Origin of the sequence: Pantoea sp. NSTU24 (genome assembly GCF_050157905.1) — a bacterium.
Taxonomy (GTDB): domain Bacteria; phylum Pseudomonadota; class Gammaproteobacteria; order Enterobacterales; family Enterobacteriaceae; genus Pantoea.
This window is the reverse complement of record NZ_JBKIWZ010000001.1, coordinates 1995163-2013337: the sequence shown is the minus strand read 5'-3', so window position 1 is coordinate 2013337 and position 18175 is coordinate 1995163. Positions and strand designations below refer to the sequence as shown.

Genomic DNA, 18175 nt, shown 5'->3' with positions numbered 1-18175 from the left:
CGTCTGAATCATAAAACCGGGAGTTTACCGACTTTTACTGCGCCGCGAATTTTTTCCAGAACTTTCCTGGCATCGTGCGGCTCTGCAAAAGGTGACTTAACACAAATTTCCTGTCTGTTTTTAATATGTTGCTGACGACCTGCGAGAACAGGACCACGAATAAATGCTAGCTGACTCACATATTCAGCAAATTTTTTTTAACGCTATAACGTTTCTCAAGTGCTGCTTTTTTGCTCTTTCCGCATCATTTATGGACACAGTCAGCAATAAATTGACATGAAAAAACAATGACGAAGCGCGTTTTCAGAAAGCCTTTTCCCATTTCTTGCTTATGTAAAAAGTATTAAATCATAATGAAATCTGCACATTGCAATTGATTTTTCATCCGGCTACGCTAAAAATCAATTTGTCAGAACCGTTACGTTCTCCGCGAGTCTGCAAGAAAATTCCAACAAAAAAAAGCGACGTATCCCGCAATACGCCGGGTCTTTGCCGTAGTTTTGCTGCGCTGTTTCTCTGACCACCAGGTGGATACACCTTCCTTTTCAGGGAGGTAAACCTAAATGTGAAAATCATAAGCATAAAAATAATTTATGTTTGTGGATTCAGTACATTAGCCAATCTGGTGGAATAGAGGTTAAAAATGGCAGAACTCACGCAAGGCCGTGTCGATATTATCTCGCGCGAAAATGGCACGCTCATCTCACAATCGGTTGCCGGTTCATCACAATCCATTAACCTTACCGAGCCCAGTGTCGTGCGTATCAACGGCACGCGCGCCCTTGTCACTCAATATGAGCGCCAGGGCAACGATTTAGTGCTGCACATGCGCGACGGCAGCACCGTTCGCTATCAGAAATTCTTCCTGGACGACGCCGATGGCCAGCATAGCGAGCTGGTGTTCGACGATGGCGTTAATCCACCGGAACATGCGCTCTTCCCGGAAACCGCAGAAGGGGCTGAGCTGGCCTCCAGTTCGGTCACACCAACCTACGAATCTCTGGACAGCGTAGAGCCGCTGCTGCTGGCCGATAACACTAACACCTCAATGGGCGTAATCACCGCGGGCGGTCTGGGCGTGCTGGGCTTAGCCGGACTGGCCGTGGGCTTAGGCGGTGGCGGTGGCGGCGGAGATAACGGCGGCGGCACTGACCCCGGAAACCCGGTGACGCCAGGCACACCTTCCATCACCCTTAATCCGTTTGCCGGCGATGGTGTACTGGATAACGCCGAGAAAACCAGCGATCAGGTGGTGAGCGGGACCACCAGTAATGTCGAAGCGGGTCAGATTGTCACCGTGACGCTGGGCGGCCAGACCTACAACACCACCGTCGGGGCGGACGGCAGCTGGAGCGTCACGATTCCGGCCGCGGCTCTGGCGGCGCTTCCGGCGGGCAGCACGACTATCGATGTCAGTGTGACCAACGGGGCGGGTACGACGGCGAGCGGTAGCCTGCCTGTTACCGTGACCGCCCCCGATCCTGGCACGCCCGCAACGCCTGCCATCAGCCTCAATCCGTTTGCCGGCGATAATCTGCTGGATAACAACGAAAAAACCACCCCGCAGACCCTCTCCGGCAGCACCAGTAACGTCGAGGCCGGACAGATCGTAACGGTCACGCTGGGCGGCCAGACTTATAACGCCACCGTTGGCGCAGATGGCACCTGGAGTGTCGCCATCCCGGCCGCCGCGCTCTCCGCGCTGGCCGCGGGCAGCAGCACCATCGCCGTCAGCGTCACCAGCGCCGCCGGCACAACGGCGTCCGCCACTCTGGGCATCCAGGTGCAGGCACCGGACACTACGCCAGGCGTGCCCTCCCTGACCATCGCTCCGTTCACCGGCGATGACGTGCTGAGCAACGCCGAAAAGAGCACGCCGCAGACCCTCTCCGGCAGTACCAGCAACGTTGAGGCCGGGCAGATCGTTACCGTTACGCTGGGCGGGCAGAGTTACAGCGGCAGCGTCGCGGCCGACGGCAGCTGGAGCATTACCGTGCCTGCCGATGCGCTGGCGGCACTGGCCGCCGGTTCAGTGACCGCCACGGCAACCGTCGCAAGCCAGGCAGGCACCGTTGCCAGCGGTAGTCTGACCTTCACCGTTGAGGCACCAGCGACGCAGCCGGGCACGCCGGTTATCACCATCGATCAGTTTGCGGGGGATGACATCCTCAGCAACAGCGAGAAAAACAGCGACCAGCTCCTGAGCGGCAGCACCGCCAACGTGGAGGCGGGGCAGGTTGTGACCATCACGCTGGGCGATCAGACCTACAGCGCGGTGGTGGATGCGCAGGGCAACTGGAGCGTCACGCTCTCGTCTGCAGCACTGAATACGCTGGCCGCCGGATCGGTCGCGATCTCTGCCGTTGTCACTAATCAGGCGGGTACGCAGGCCAGCGAAAACCGCACCATCAGCGTCGATACACCGGTGGTGACGGGCCCGCCCGCGATCACGCTGGATGACTTTACGGGCGACAATCAGCTGAGCAACGCGGAGAAAACCACCGATCAGACCGTGACTGGCAGCACCAGCAACGTGGAACCGGGTCAGCTGGTGACGGTGACTCTGGGCGGACAGACCTACAGCGGCACTGTGGACGCACAGGGCAACTGGAGCGTAACGCTGCCATCGGTCGCCCTGAGTGCCCTGGCATCGGGCACAACAACCCTGACGGTATCGGTCAGCAACGCGGCTGGTGACACGGCGACCAACAGCCTGCCGCTGAATGTCGAGGCTCCGGTTACACAGGCGGGCGATCCTGTTATCACCATTGGTCAGTTTGCCGGGGATGACATCCTGAGCAATGACGAAAAAGGCACCACCCAGACGCTCTCCGGCAACACCACTAACGTCGAGGCGGGCCAGACGGTAACCGTCACCCTGGGTGGACAGACTTACCTGGGCACCGTAGATGGCAATGGAAACTGGAGCGTGAGCATCCCGGCCGCCGCGCTGGGGGATCTGCCTGCGGGATCCAATGCAATTAACGTGTCAGTCAGCAACGCCGCAGGTGTCATCGCCATTGAAACCCGCGACATTGCGGTGGAAGCCCCGGCGACGCAGCCGGGCGAGCCCGTTATCACGATCAATCTGTTTGCCGGTGATGATGTGCTGAGCAACGATGAAAAAACCAGCGATCAGCTGCTCAGCGGCACCACCTCGAACGTCGAAGCCGGTCAGGTTGTGACGGTCACGCTGGGTGATCAGACCTACAGCACCACGGTCAACAGCGATGGCAGCTGGAACCTGAACGTACCAGCCAGCGCACTGGCCGCCCTGGCAGCGGGAAGTGCGACCATCACTGCCAGCGTCACCACGCAGGCCGGAATCGCGGCGAATGAAGATCGGTCGATTGTGGTAGAGGCCCCGTCACAACCGGGCGCACCGACGGTCACGATCGCCGTGTTTGCCGGTGACGATCTGCTGGACAACAGCGAGAAAACGCTGGATCAGACGCTCTCCGGCAGCACCAGCAATGTTGAAACGGGCCAGACGGTCTTCATTACGCTCGGCGGCCAGAACTACAGCAGCACGGTTAATGCAGACGGCGGCTGGAGCGTATCGATCCCGCCTGAAGCACTCAGCGCCCTGGCAGCAGGTACCACCACCATTGCGGTCAGCGTTTCGACGGCAGCGGGGCTGCAGGCTACCAACAGCCGTGACATTAATGTCGAGCCAGCGCCAGGTCAGCCGGGTGTCATCACCATCACCGAACCTGTCAGCCTGGACGGCTTCCTCAATCTGCAGGAGCTGAGCAGCGACCTGGTCATCAACGGCTCTGCAGTGGGTGTCAATCCGGGGCAGGCAGTACTGGTTGATTTCAACAACAACACCTACAGCGCGGTGGTGAACAGCAATGGCTTCTGGAGCGTCACTGTGCCAGCAGGCGATCTGGCGGGGATCACTGACGGCATCAAAGTGATTTCGGCGACGGCTACTGACACCACCGGCGCTCTGCTGACCGATGCCGCCCAGCTGAACGTTGTGGTGAACACGCTGCCACAGATAACCCTCGCGGAGAGTGCCATCAGCGATGGCATTCTTAACCAGCTGGAGGCGGGCAGCGATCTGCTGCTCAGCGGCAGCACCGGTAAAGCCGTGGCGGGTCAGCAGGTCGAGCTGCAACTCAACGGCAAAACATACAGCACTACCGTCAATGCTGACGGAAGCTGGAGCCTGTCGCTGCCGGCCAGCGATCTGGCGTTACTGCCGCAGGGTGCCAACAGCCTGACGATCGCCGCGATCGATGAGGCGGGCAACCGCGTGGACGATACGCTGAACTTCAGCGTCAACACGCTGCCACCCACGCTGATTGTCGGGGAGATCGCGGGCGGCGATGGCATCCTTAATAACCTTGAAGTGGCGTCAGGTGTGCCGGTCAGCGGGTCAGGTGCCCGGCCAGGCGAGAGTGTTGCTGTCTCGCTGAACAATCAGACTTACACCGCCACCGTGGATGCAGACGGGAACTGGCAGGTAAATCTGCCTGCCTCTGCGCTGCAGGCTCTGGCGGATGGCAGCAGCTATCCGCTGATCGTGACGCTGACCGATGCCAGCGGGAATACGGCTTCGCAGACTGAGAATCTGACGGTCAGTACTCAGCTTCCGGTGGCTACCGTCAATGCGCCGGGGGGCGATGGCGTCCTGACCAACAATGAACTGACGGTGCCGCTGCAGATCAGCGGGACCGGTCAGCCAGGCGACAGCGTGTCGGTGACGCTCAATGACAAAACCTACAGCGCCCTGGTGGATGTTAACGGAAACTGGAGTACCTCTGTACCGGCTGCCGACCTGGCTACGCTGCCGAATCAGACGCTGCCCGTCACGGTCACGGTAACCGATCTGGCCGGAAACAGCAGCACGCAGAGTACTGAACTGCGGGTGTCAACGGCACTGCCTGCCCTGACGCTGGACGAGCCGACCCCGGATGGCGTGATCAACGTCGGCAATGCGCAGCAGCCGCTGGTCGTCAGCGGAACCGGCGATGAAGGGGATATCGTCCGTGTCAGCTTAAACAACCTCACCTACTCCGCTGTTGTGGCGCAGGATGGCCGCTGGAGCGTAACCGTTCCGGCTTCAGATCTGACCCGTGTACCTGACGGTACTCAGCCGATTTCGGTCGTGGCGACGGATGCCGATGGTAACAGTACGCAGACCGCCAGTTCGCTGATTTTTGCCACGACGCCGCCGCTGCTGGAGCTCTTTACACCAGCCAGCGATGGCTATATCAACATCGCGGAACACACCCAGGATCTGGTCATTGACGGACGCGGCGGCGCACAGGGCAACCTGGTCAGCGTCACCTTCAACGGTGACACCTACACGGCGACCGTGGGCACCGATGGCCTGTGGAGCGTGACGGTACCTGCTGCGATCGTCAGCCAGCTGGGCGATGCAAACTATCCGATTAATGTGGTGCTCAGCGACGCCTATGGCAACAGCAGCACCATTGCGTCCAGCGTCACGGTGCTGGTGGACAATCCGCCCGTACTGACTATCGATCCTGTGACCGGTGATAATCAGGTCGACAGCGCCGAACAGCTGACGGATATTCTGGTGACGGGACGTGTCACTAATATTCCGGCCGGCCAGCCGGTAGTGCTGACAATTAACGGCCAGTCTTACGATGGCGAAGTCGGGGCTGACGGCAGCTGGCGTGTCACCCTGCCTGCCGGATCGCTGGGCGGAGCGGGGGATAAATCCTTTACCGTCGCGATTTCAGATCTGGCCGGTAATCCGGCGCAGCCTGCCGCGGGCCAGCTCACCGTCGTCGTCTCCGGTGAACCGCTGCTCTCCCTTGCCCCGATCAGCGATGATGGCACGCTGAATGCCCTGGAAGCCCAGAGTAACCTTGTCCTCAGCGGCGCATCGGCGAACCTGCCTGCGGGCAGCCCAATCAGTGTGACCCTGGTGCCGGGCGGCACTGTGTATACCACGGTAACGGATGAAAACGGCGCCTGGACGCTGACCGTACCGGCCGCCGATCTGGCGAATCTGCCGCAGGGCACGATCACGGTGACCGCGTCGTCGGGTGAGGTGCAGACCAGCCAGTCGCTGCTGGTGGCGACCACACTGCCAGCCGAACCGCAGGTCGACACGCCCTTCATCGATGGCATTCTTAATACGGCTGAAGCCAGCGTAGCGCAGACGCTGACCGGCTCCGTTGAACCGGGTCAGGCAGTAAGCGTGACCCTGGGCGGCATCCGCTATCCGGCCACGGTTGATGCGAATGGTGAATGGAGCGTCACACTGCCGCCCTCTGCCCTTCAGGCCCTGGCGCAGGGCAGTAATCCGTTTACCGTGACGGTCACTGATGTCGCGGGTAACAGTAACAGCATCAGCGTACCGCTGACGGTCGATACCGGGCTGCCTGTGCTGACCGTTGATCCGATCGCTGTCGATGGCATCATCAGCGCGGCGGAAGCAGCAGCCGATCTGACCCTCAGCGGCACCGTGACGCCGGGCAGCAGCGTCAGCCTGACGCTGAACGGTGAGTCCTATGACGCGGTAGTGGACGCCGCTGGCCGCTGGACCGCCACGCTGCCCTCTGCCGACCTGCAGCAGCTGGCCGATGGGCGTTACGATCTCAATGTGACCGTGACCACCGCAAACGGCAACGTGGCCACCACGCCGTTCCCGGTTGCCGTGGACACTGCCGCCCCTGACCTCAGCCTGAATCTGCCTGCCGGAGATGGCATCCTGAATAACGCCGAGCAGGCTGCCGGCCTCAGCTTCAGTGGTACGGGCAGCGCGGGGGACCGCATCAGCGTGACGCTGAATGGCGTCACTTACACTGGCACGGTTGATGAGACGGGTAACTGGTCGCTGCCGGTGCCGCCTGCGGCACTTGCCGCACTGACTAATGGCAGCAGCTATCCGGTGGTCGTGACCGTGACCAATGCCATCGGCAACAGCAACAGCCAGCTCAGTGAGCTGACAGTGGATACCACGCTGCCGCCGCTGGCTGTTGCCCCAATCGGCGACGACAACGCTCTGAACAGCAGCGAAGTGCTGGTGCCGCTACAGATCAGCGGTAGCGGCCAGAATGGCGACATCGTCACTGTTCAGCTTAATGACCAGCTCTACAGCACCACGGTCGGTGTCAATGGTCAGTGGTCGTTGCAGATTTCACCTGAGGCGCTGGCCGCGCTGCCGTCGGGTACGGTACCTGTTACCGTGACCGAAACCAGCGTGAACGGCAACCAGAGCAGCCAGGTGATAGATCTGAACGTCGCCACTGCGCCGGAGGTACAGCCGGTGCTGAATATTGACAGCAGCACCTTTGCGGGTGACGGTATCGTCACGACGGCCGAGCAGCTGCAGCCGATTACGGTCAGCGGCAGCAGCAGTAACGTTGAGGCAGGTCAGCAGGTCGTTATTTCCCTGAACGGCACCGACTACAGCGGCGTTGTCGGCGCCAGCGGCAGCTGGAGCATCATTCTGCCTGCGGGCGCACTGTCTGAACTGGGTGAGGGCAGTCAGAGCCTGATCGTCAGTGTGGTTAACGCTGTGGGTAACAGTGCCACCAGCCCGCTTACGTTCACTGTCGACAATACGCTACCGTCGCTCGCGCTGGCACCGATAAGCGGCGACAACTACCTTAACGCGCTGGAGCGGAATGAGCCTGTCGCGGTCAGCGGCAGCACCAGCGGCCTGCCTGTGGGTGCCCTGGTCACCGTGGTCGCCGGCAACACAGCGGCCAGCACGACCGTCAACGCTGACGGCAGCTGGAGTCTGACGCTGCCGGCGGACACCTTCAGCACGGCGGCCGATGGTCCGCTGACTATCACCGCGACCGCCAGTGATGGCAACGGCGTCACGCTGGCCACCGGTGATGCCACCCTGACCGTGATAGCCAGCGCGCTGCCGGTTGCGACACCCGGCGTGGCCTTTACGGATGGTATTCTTAATGCTGAGGAAGCCGCCGCCGGGGGCGCGATCGCCGGAAATACCGGCGTGACGGGCGACGGCCAGACCGTCAGCATCACGCTGAATGGCAGCAGTTACAGCGGTACGGTCGATGCCGCAGGCAACTGGCAGGTAGCGATCCCGCCACAGGCGCTGGCTGTGCTGCCGCAGGGCAACAACCCTTATAGCGTGATCGTCAGCGATGTCGCAGGGAACAGCAGTCAGGCAGCTGGCAGTCTGCAGGTGGATACGCTGCCGCCGGTACTGAACGTCATCACCCCCTCCGATGGCATCATCAACGCGGCGGAAAGCCAGCAGCCACTGACGCTGAATGGCAGCAGCGAGGCGAATGCGCTGATCGTGGCCAGCTTCAACGGCACCACCCTGAGCACCACCGCTGACAGCAACGGCAGCTGGTCGCTGGAACTGCCCGCCACCATTTACAGCGGCCTGAACAACGGCAGCTATCCGCTGACGGTTACTGCCACCGATCAAGCCGGGAACAGTACTGCCAGCAGCCGCGATCTGGTGCTGAAAGTGGAGGCTGCCAGCCTGCCGACGCTGACGCTGGATGCCTTTGCGGGTGACAATGTGGTGGATGGTGCGGAACGCCTGACCGACCAGCGTCTGACCGGCACCACCACCAACGTCGAAGCGGGCCAGCTGGTTACACTGGCGTTCGGCGGTGCGGTTTACAGCGGCGTGGTACAGGCCAGCGGGGCATGGAGCCTGATTGTGCCAGCCGGTGCGCTGGCTGCTATTGCGGATGGCAGTGCCACCTTTACCGTAGCCGTCAGCGATGTTGCGGGCAACACCACCACCCGTGACCTGACGTTTGACATTAACAGTAACGCCTCTGGCCTGTCGCTTGACGCCATCAGCGGTGACAATTATCTGAATGCACAGGAGTTGGGTCAGCCGCTCATCGTGACCGGCAACGCCGTCAATGTGCCGCAGGATGGTGTGATTACACTGCTGTTTAACAATGTCAGCTACACGGCCCAGGTGTCGGCCGAAGGACGCTGGAGTATCATTATTCCTGCGGAGGCGCTGATCGCGCTGGCTGACGGCCCTTACACGCTGACGGTCACGGCGACGGACAGCGGGGGGCGGCTCTGAGCAGCGAAGCCTCGCTCAGCGTACTGACCACGCCGCCTGCACCCCAGATCGTGTCGGCTTTTGGTGACGGCACGCTCAACAGCAGCGAGATCGCCACCGCCCAGACGCTGAGCGGCACCACGGGCATCACAGGGGACGGCCAGACGGTCAGCGTGCTGCTGAATGGCCTCACCTACACCGGCACGGTCGATGCCGCAGGCAACTGGCAGGTCAGCGTGCCCGCCACGGCGCTGGCCGATCTGCCGGAAGCGGTGGTGGACTACACCGTGACGGTTCAGGATGCCGCCGGAAACACCGGCAGCAGCCAGGGCAGCGTGACGGTCGATCTGACGCCACCGACCCTGATTCTGAATGCCGTCGCGGATGACAACATCGTCAATATCGCTGAAAGCCTTGCCCCGATTGAACTGAGCGGCAGCAGCAGTGCAGAGGCTGGTCAGCGGATCACCGTGACTCTTAATAATCAGATCTGGACCACTACCGTGGGCCCGGATGGCGACTGGAGCCTGACCCTGCCTGCCGGAGCGCTGGCGGGTATTCCGGCCGGGGCCTATATCCTGACGGTGACAGTCAGCGATGCGGCGGGCAATCCGGTGACTGAAACGCGCGAGATCAGCGTGGCAACCAGCGACATCGCGGTCACGCTTAACACCCCGTTTGGTGACGGCTATCTCAGCCTGGCTGAGTCGGCGCTCAGTCAGACACTGAGTGGCACAACCGGCGTAGCAGGTAGCGGTCAGTCGGTAACGGTGACGCTGGGCGGAAATGATTACCCTGCCACGGTAGATGCAGAGGGCAACTGGACGCTGACCTTAACGCCGGAGCAGGTACAGCTCCTGGCCGGGGGCGTCAATGTGCTGGAGATCAACGCCAGTGATGCCGCCGGTAACAGCGGATCGCTGACCAGTGCGGTGACGGTGGATCTGACGCCGCCGGTACTGACCCTGAACCCTGTCAGCGGCGACAACATCATCAACTCACTGGAGGTGCTGGAACCCATCATCATCAGCGGCAGTGCATCGGCAGAGGATGCCGGACAGACCGTGACCGTCAGCTTCCAGGATGTTGATTACACCACCCGGGTTCTCTCTGACGGTACCTGGCAGGTCACGCTGCCAGCCAGCGTCATGCAGGGGCTGACAGACAACACCTATCCACTGACGGTGACGCTGACGGATGTGGCGGGCAACCCGACCACGGTAACGCAGAGCCTGACTCGTGATGCGGACAGCGTGAATCTGCCTACGCTGACCATCGATCCCATCAGTGGCGATAACTTCCTGAACCAGGCGGAGGCGCAGCTGGATCTTGCCGTCAGCGGCGGCAGCACCAACCTGGCTTCGGGCCAGCTGGTAACGGTGACGCTGAACGGTATCCAGTACAGCGGCACGGTGGACGGAGAGGGGCTCTGGACGGTGACCGTGCCAGCCGCCGATCTCGCTAATCTGCCGGATGGTGACCAGCTGCTGGTCGTGGTTGCTGCCGATGCGTCGGGCAACCCGGCCAGCAGCAGCGCCTCTCTGATCGTGCTGGCCAGTGCCCAGGTTCAGCCGACGCTGACGCTCGACGTCATCGCAGGGGATGATGTGATCAATGCCCTCGAAGCCGCGGCAGATGTGGTGGTCAGTGGTGGCAGTACTCAGCTGGCAGCCGGGTCGCCGGTCACGGTGTCGTTTAACGGCAATGATTACACCACCACTCTGGACGCTGACGGTAACTGGAGCGTGACGGTGCCGTCTGGTGCCTTTACGGGCCTGGCGTCAGGCAGCACGGAAACCTTTATCGTGACGGCCAGTGACGTTGCCGGTAACCCGGCCACCGCCAGCCAGGCGGTGAGCTTCATTACCACACCTCCGGCACTGACCGGCATCACGGTCAGTGCCGGTGAGGTCCTGGATATTGCAGAATCGCTGCAGGATCTGACTATCAGTGGCACCACCACTGGCGCATTCCCGGTCACGGTGACGCTTAACAATGTCAGCTATACCACCACGGCCGGGGAGGGTGGCAACTGGTCAGTGACCATTCCGACCGCCGATCTGCAGCAGCTGGCTGATGGACAGAACGGCATCAGCGTTTCGGTCACCGATGCGGCGGGCAATGTCACAACGGACAGCGATCTGTCGCTCAACGTGGCATTTAATGCGCCGCCAGCCCTGACGCTGGAGACGCCATTTGGTGACGCCCTGGTCAGTGCAGCTGACATTGCGGGCCCGTTAACCCTGAGTGGCGGCAGCGCCAACCTGACGGCAGGCACCGTAGTAAACATCACTGTCGGCACGGAAGCGTTCAGCACGACCACTGATGCCAGCGGCAACTGGACGCTGAATCTGGCACCAAACGCGCTTAATGTGTTAGTTAATGGCGTGACGCAGGTTGTCGTTACTGCCGCAGATGCGGCAGGCAACCCGGCGCAGGCGACCGCAGGCGTCGAGATCCTGAAGACGGCGCCGGTTCCGGCGGCCTTTGCGGCTATTCAGTTCGGCGACAACGTCATCAACATCAGTGAAGCCGGTGTGGTTCAGCAGGTTACCGGCACGTCTGCGGTGGTCGCGGGGCAGACCCTCAGCGTCACGGTTGGCGATCAGAACATCCCGCTGACTGTCACGGTTGACGCCAGTGGCAACTGGACAGCCAGCCTGACGCCGGACGTGATCGCCAGCCTGGGTGCAGGTGAGCACACGCTGACCCTGGTAACGACCGACCGGGCAGGCAACACCAGTCAGGCAACCCAGACGTTCACCTCGGCGCTGACGCCACTGGCGGAACCGACGCTGGATACGCCCTTCACCGATGGTCGTATTAATGCCGCAGAGGCGGCCGCAGGCGGTGTTCTGACCGGCGCCGTAAACAGTGAGAATGCTGCGGATGTCACGGTGACCCTCAATGGCACACGCTACACCGCTGAACTGAGTGCGGATGGAACGCGCTGGTCGCTCGACCTGCCTCCGGCCCTCTTGCAGACCCTGCCGGACGGTAACTGGCCAGTGAGCGTGACCGTCACTGACGCTGACGGCAATAGTGCCAGCACCAGCGGTACGGTGCTGGTGGCCATCAGCACGCTGCCGGATGTCACACTGAACCTGCCCTTTGGCGACGGGGCGCTCAACGTGGCCGAGGCGCTCAATCCGCAGGTTCTGACGGGATCCACCGGCATTACCGGTGCCGGACAGACGGTGGCGGTTCTGATCTCAGGTTTCAACGACAATGAGCCACTGGCCGCCACGGTGCAGAACGATGGCAGCTGGTCACTGACGCTGACGCCAGATCAGCTGGCGACCTTTACCACCGGCAGCCACACCATCACCGTGACCGCGACAGATATCGCCGGTAACAGCGACAGTACCGCGCTGAACGTGGTGACGGCGGTTACCCTGCCGGTGCCGACCTTCAGTGCCGACACCTTTGGCGGCGATAACCAGCTGAACATCAGCGAAGCCGCGGCCGGGGTCACCCTGACCGGTACTACCGGCAGCACTGGGGCAAATCAGGCGGTCAGCATTACCGTTGACCTCAACGGCAGCCGCTATTCCGGTACGGTGGATGCGGACGGCAACTGGACGGTGGACATTCCGGCCAATGCTCTGAATTCGCTGACGAATGGCGCGCAGACGCTGACGGTTAACGTCGTGGATGCGGCGGGCAACAGCGCATCAGCGCAGCTGCCGTTCTTCGCCAGCTTCATCGCACCGAAACCGGTGGTCAGTCCGGATTTCCTGGGCGGCTATGTGAATGCGGATGAGGCTGCCGCCGGGATTAACCTGAGCGGCACGACCGGTAAGGCGGAGCCGAATCAGCGCGTTGAGCTGACGCTGGGAGGCGAACTCTACACCACCACGGCCGACACCAGTGGTAACTGGACGGTGCCGCTGACAGCGGCCCAGCTTTCGGCGCTGCCGGATGGCACGTATCCGGTCACCATCACGGCTATTGATGGCGCGGGGAACAGCACGACGATTAACAGCGCGCTGGTACTCGACACTACGCCGCCGGTGCTCAGCATCACGGACTTTACCGGCGACAACGTGCTGGATTACGGCGAGAGCATTCAGCCGCAGCTGCTCAGCGGCACAGTGACCGGTGCCGAACCGGGAACTGTGGTGACGGTCTCGCTGAATGACACGCTGCTGGGCACCGCGATTGTGGCGGCCAATGGCAGCTGGAGCGTGACGCTGACGCCAGAGCAGATGGCGACCTTTGGCACCGCCACAACCCTGAATCTGGCGGTGACCGATCTGGCCGGTAATACCGGCACGGGCTCGGTCAGCCTGGCCGTCGATCTGACGCCACCGGCAGGCCCGTTAGTGACGCTGGGCACCGTCTCAGGTGACAACATCATCAGCACCCAGGATCTCGCGGGCGGGGTGGTCGTAAGCGGCACCTCGATCGGATTGGGTGCCGGAGGCGTGGTCACGGTGGTAATCAATAATCTGGAGTACAGCACCACGCTGGATGCTCAGGGCAACTGGTCAACGGTGGCCCTGCCGGTCAGTGCGTTTGGGGAGACGGACGGCAGCGTCGCGATCACGGTGAATGCGACCGGTGGCGCGACACCTGTCAGCGCCAGCGGTAACGTCCTGATCGACCTGACACCTCCGACGCTCTCTATCAACGAATTTGCCGGCGATAATCAGGTGAATAGCAGCGAAAGTGGTGTCAGCCAGGTCATCAGCGGCACCAGCGATGCCAGCGAAGCGGGCCGTCTGGTTACCGTCACCTTCGATAATCAAAGTTACAGCGCCGTCGTGCAGAGCGACGGCAGCTGGTCCACCACCGTGCCTGCCAGCGCCATGCAGGCACTGGCCGACGGCACGACGCTTACCATCACCGCGCAGATGACCGATCTGGCGGGCAACGTGGCCACCGCCAGCCAGCCGGTGACGGTCAATACCTCTGCGCCGCTGGTGCAGGTGGATGCATTCCTGGGCGACAACCTGATCAACGCCGCTGACCTGGTGAACAGTCAGGTGCTGACCGGCAGTGCGCAGGGGGCCGAAGGCCAGACGATCGCTCTCTACCTGGGCGATGCGGCGCCTCTCGCCACCGCGACCGTCGGTGCGGATGGACGCTGGAGCCTTACCCTGACGCCGGAGGTGCTGGCGGGCCTGACGGAAGGCGTGCTGGTGTTTGGCGTGCGGGTCAGTGACGGCGCCGGAAACCAGACGGACGCCACGCTGACGGTCAACAAAGTGGTCAACAGCGCGCTGACGCTGGTGGTCGATTCGGTGTTTGGCGACGGCACGCTCAGCGCGCTGGACGCCACCGTGGCGCAGACGATTTCCGGGGTAGCGACCTCGGCGGGCGTGGGGGCGACCGTGTCGGTGCTGCTGGGCGGAACCACGCTCTCCACCAGCGTGGGGCAGGATGGAAAATGGGCCATCGTGGTGCCGCCATCGGTGCTGGGTCTGTTAGGCGATGGCACGCTGAATTTTAACGTGACCCTGACGGATGGCGCGGGCAACACCCGCATCGTGGGGGAATCCGTGACGTCAATTGTCAATGCGGTGCCGGTGGTGGGAGAGCTTACCGGGCTGTTTGGCGGTGATAACCTGCTGAACATCGCGGAAGCCGCGGCCGGACAGCTGGTCGGCGGCGTGATTCAGAATGCGGCGGCCGGTTCGCAGGTGACAGTGACCTTTGGCAGCAAGAGCTACACCACCACGGTGCAGGCGGGCGGGGCCTGGAGCGTTAACCTGCCGGCCAGCGATCTGACCGCACTGCTCGATGGCAACCTGACGCTGGGCGTCAGCGTCCGGGATGCGGTCGGTAATGTGGCTTCCGGCAGCGCAACCATCGGTGTCTTTACTCAGGCCCCGTCAATTTCACTGACGTCGTTGTTTGGGGATGGCGTGCTGAACCAGGCCGACATTGCTACCGGACAGGTGATCAGCGGCGTGGTGACCAACGTTGCCCAGGGTGCGACGGTGACGCTCACGGTCGGCAACAGCCAGGTCACCGCGACGGTGGGTGCGGGCGGGGCGTTCAGTGCCACGGTCACGCCGGATATTCTGGGCTCGCTGGCGCAGGGCAACCTGACCGTCGGCGCATCGGTGACGGACGCGGCGGGCAACACCGCATCCACCAGCGCCGGGTTCCGGGTCGATACGCTGCTGCCGACTATTACCCTTAATCCGCTCTTTGGCGACGGTCTGCTGAACGCAGCGGATGCGCTGGTCGCTCAGACGATCGGTGGGGTGATTGGGGGGGCGGAAGCAGGATCGCGCGTGGTGGTCTCTGTGGGCGCACAGCAGTTTGTCACGACGACCGATGCGAACGGTAACTTCAACGTTTCGCTGTCGCCAGCCCTGTTGCAGGGGCTTGCCGATGGCTCGCTGTCGGTCGGCGTCAGTGTGACCGACAGTGCCGGTAATACCAGCAGCGCGAATGCCACCGCCGTGGTCGGCATTCACAATCTGCCAAAAGTCACCCTTAATCCGCTGTTCGGTGACGGTGTGCTGAACCTGGCCGAGTCGCTGGTAACCCAGACCATCAGCGGCACGGTTTCCGGGGTCGCGGCAGGCAGCCGCGTCACGCTGGCAATTGGCAATACCACCGCCACGGCGCTGGTCAATGCAGACGGGACTTTCTCAACCACGGTCTCTCCGGCGGTGCTGTCGACGCTGCTGAACGGTAATTTTACCGTCAGCGCGTCAGTCACTGACCCGGTCGGCAACGTCAGCAGCACCAGCGCGGGCGTGTCACTGGGACTGGTTCAGCCTACGCTCTCCGTCAATACCGTGTTTGGCGACGGCGTGCTGAGCGCGGCAGATCTGGCCTCTAACCAGACGCTGAGTGGCACCTCCAGCCTCTCTGCGGGCTCTGTCGTCAGCGCCACGCTGAATGGCCTGACCTACACCACTAAAGTGGTCAGCGGCGGGAACTGGAGCATCAGCGTACCGAAAGCGGATCTGACGGCAATCACTGATGGCACCAAAACCGTCACGGTGACCGGTACGGACGCCTACGGCAATGTGGTCAACAGCAGCGGCACACTCAGCGTCATCAGTCAGTCGACGCCGGTGGTCGCGATTACCTCCCTGTTTGGCGACAGTGCCCTGAGCGCCGTAGATGTGAAAACGGCTCAGACCATCAGCGGCACCGCCAGCAACGCCGAAGGTTCGGTGGTGCGGGTGACGCTGGGCGGCCAGACCTACAGCACCACGGTCAGCAGCAACGGCAACTGGAGCCTCTCTGTGCCGGCGGCTAACCTCGCCGCCATCGCGGATGGCCTGCAGACCGTGACTGCCAGCGTGGTCAACGGCGCAGGCAGCACCGGTACGGTGTCGTCGTCGCTGGCGGTGGTGAGCCACACGCTGCCGACGGTGAGCGTAAACAGCTTCTTTGGCGGTGACGGTTATCTCAACATTGCGGAAGCAAACAGCGGTGAAATCATCCGGGGAAGCAGCACCAACGCGGTGGGTGGCAGGGTCACCGTTAACGTGGCGGGCGCGGTTCTCACCACCACGGTCGGGGCGGATGGCACATGGAGCGTCAGCGTGCCGTCAGCGACGCTGAAAGGGATCGCGGACGGCAGTCATCTGCTGACCGTGACGGTGGCGGATATCGGAGGCAACACCGCGACCAGCAACAGCACCTTTACCGCGTTGTCGCATAACCAGCCGCTGGTCGGGGTCGATCCGGTGCTCAGCCTGGTCGGTTCTGCGCTCTATGGCCTGGTGGTACAGGGCGGTTCGCTGAACGCGGCCCAGGGTACGAAAGTCAGCGTGACGCTGCTGCTCTCCAACGGCAGTAATGGACCGACGCTGAATACCACGACCGATGCGCTGGGACGTTACGCCGTTAACTTCTCACCGTCGCTGCTGTCGCTTGGCGGTCTGCTGCTGTCGCTGAATACCCTGGCCAAAGTCTCGATTGTCGATGCGGCCGGCAACAGCTACACCACCACCAACACCCTGATCCTGGGCTCGCTGCTGCCGGTGACGCTGGCGGCCACCGAGTCGGTCGCGCTGTTCTCAGTCGTGGATGACGCTGTCACGCTCGCCAGTGTCGGCTCTGAGACGCAGCACACGGCCAGCACCAGTAATGATGAGAGCAGTGCCACGGTGGCGGTAGCCTCCACGCTGGTCACGGAGGCAGATAGCGTGACGCCGGTCAGCAGCAGCGAAACCGCTCCAGTCAGTGAGACCGTGGCGGCGGTGACGGCGGCCCCGGCAGACGAGGGGGTCTACACCATCGGCGGCGTGGTGATCACGCTGGCAGATGGCAGCACGGCGGAAGGGGCTTCGGTGACGGGCAGCAGCGGTGCGGATATTGTGACGGTCAGCGACCTTAACTTTACCCACATTGATGGCGGTGCAGGCACCGATACTCTGGTGCTGAACGGTGAAAATCTCACGCTGGATCTCACCGCGCTGGGTCTGAAGGTCGAACACATTGAGGTGCTCGACCTGGGCAAAACCGGCACCAACGCTGTGAAGCTCGATCTCAATGAGGCACTCAACATCACGGACAAACAGAGTGACGATTTGCTGATCAAAGGCGCGGATGGCAGCCAGGTTATGCTGGCTAACAGCAACGGCGGGATCTGGGAAGTCAGCGGCGAGCGTACGGTGGAGGGCAGAGTCTTTGAGATCTACCATAACTCGGCGCTGAGCAGCGATAACACGCTGGGAGATGTGCTGGTACAGCAGAATCTGCAGGTTCACGTCGTGTAAAGACCATAGATGCTGTCAGCGCGACAGGCGAAGCGGGTGCGAAAGCACCCGCTTTTTTTCATAACGAAATCCTGACACTTTCCAGACTATCGCCACTATTCATTAACAGCCTGAAGGATTAGGGTAAGCGCAGCAAACGGCAAGGCGCGTTTGTCCCGTTATGACGCCTTTATCAGCCTGCCTCAGCGGCCCGCGCTGACAGGTCAGAGGATGCCGGATAAGTCTGACTGTTGCCGCTATTACCTGTTTATGCGTGGCATATTCCGGGCACCGCTGCGCGGACCGGGCCGGTCAGCGGCGGATTCAGCCTGCGGCACGCCCCGTCGCCTGCGCCGATACATTAATAAAATCACGGCTTTCTGCATCGATTCGATGCGTTATTCAAGAGAAAGATGAGGCTTAATAGTGGCTGTTTTTTAGCCATCTGGCAGAAATATCAACGATTTCATCTGTTTTTAGCAGGAATCTGCGGGTGAAA

General features: G+C 61.9%; 1 pseudogene. It reads left to right on the top strand.

Features of this window, described 5'->3' with window-relative positions:
- Window positions 1-643 precede the first annotated feature (643 nt).
- Window positions 644-17697, top strand: a pseudogene (locus ACLHDD_RS09500) (Ig-like domain-containing protein).
- The last annotated feature ends 478 nt before the right edge of the window (window positions 17698-18175 follow it).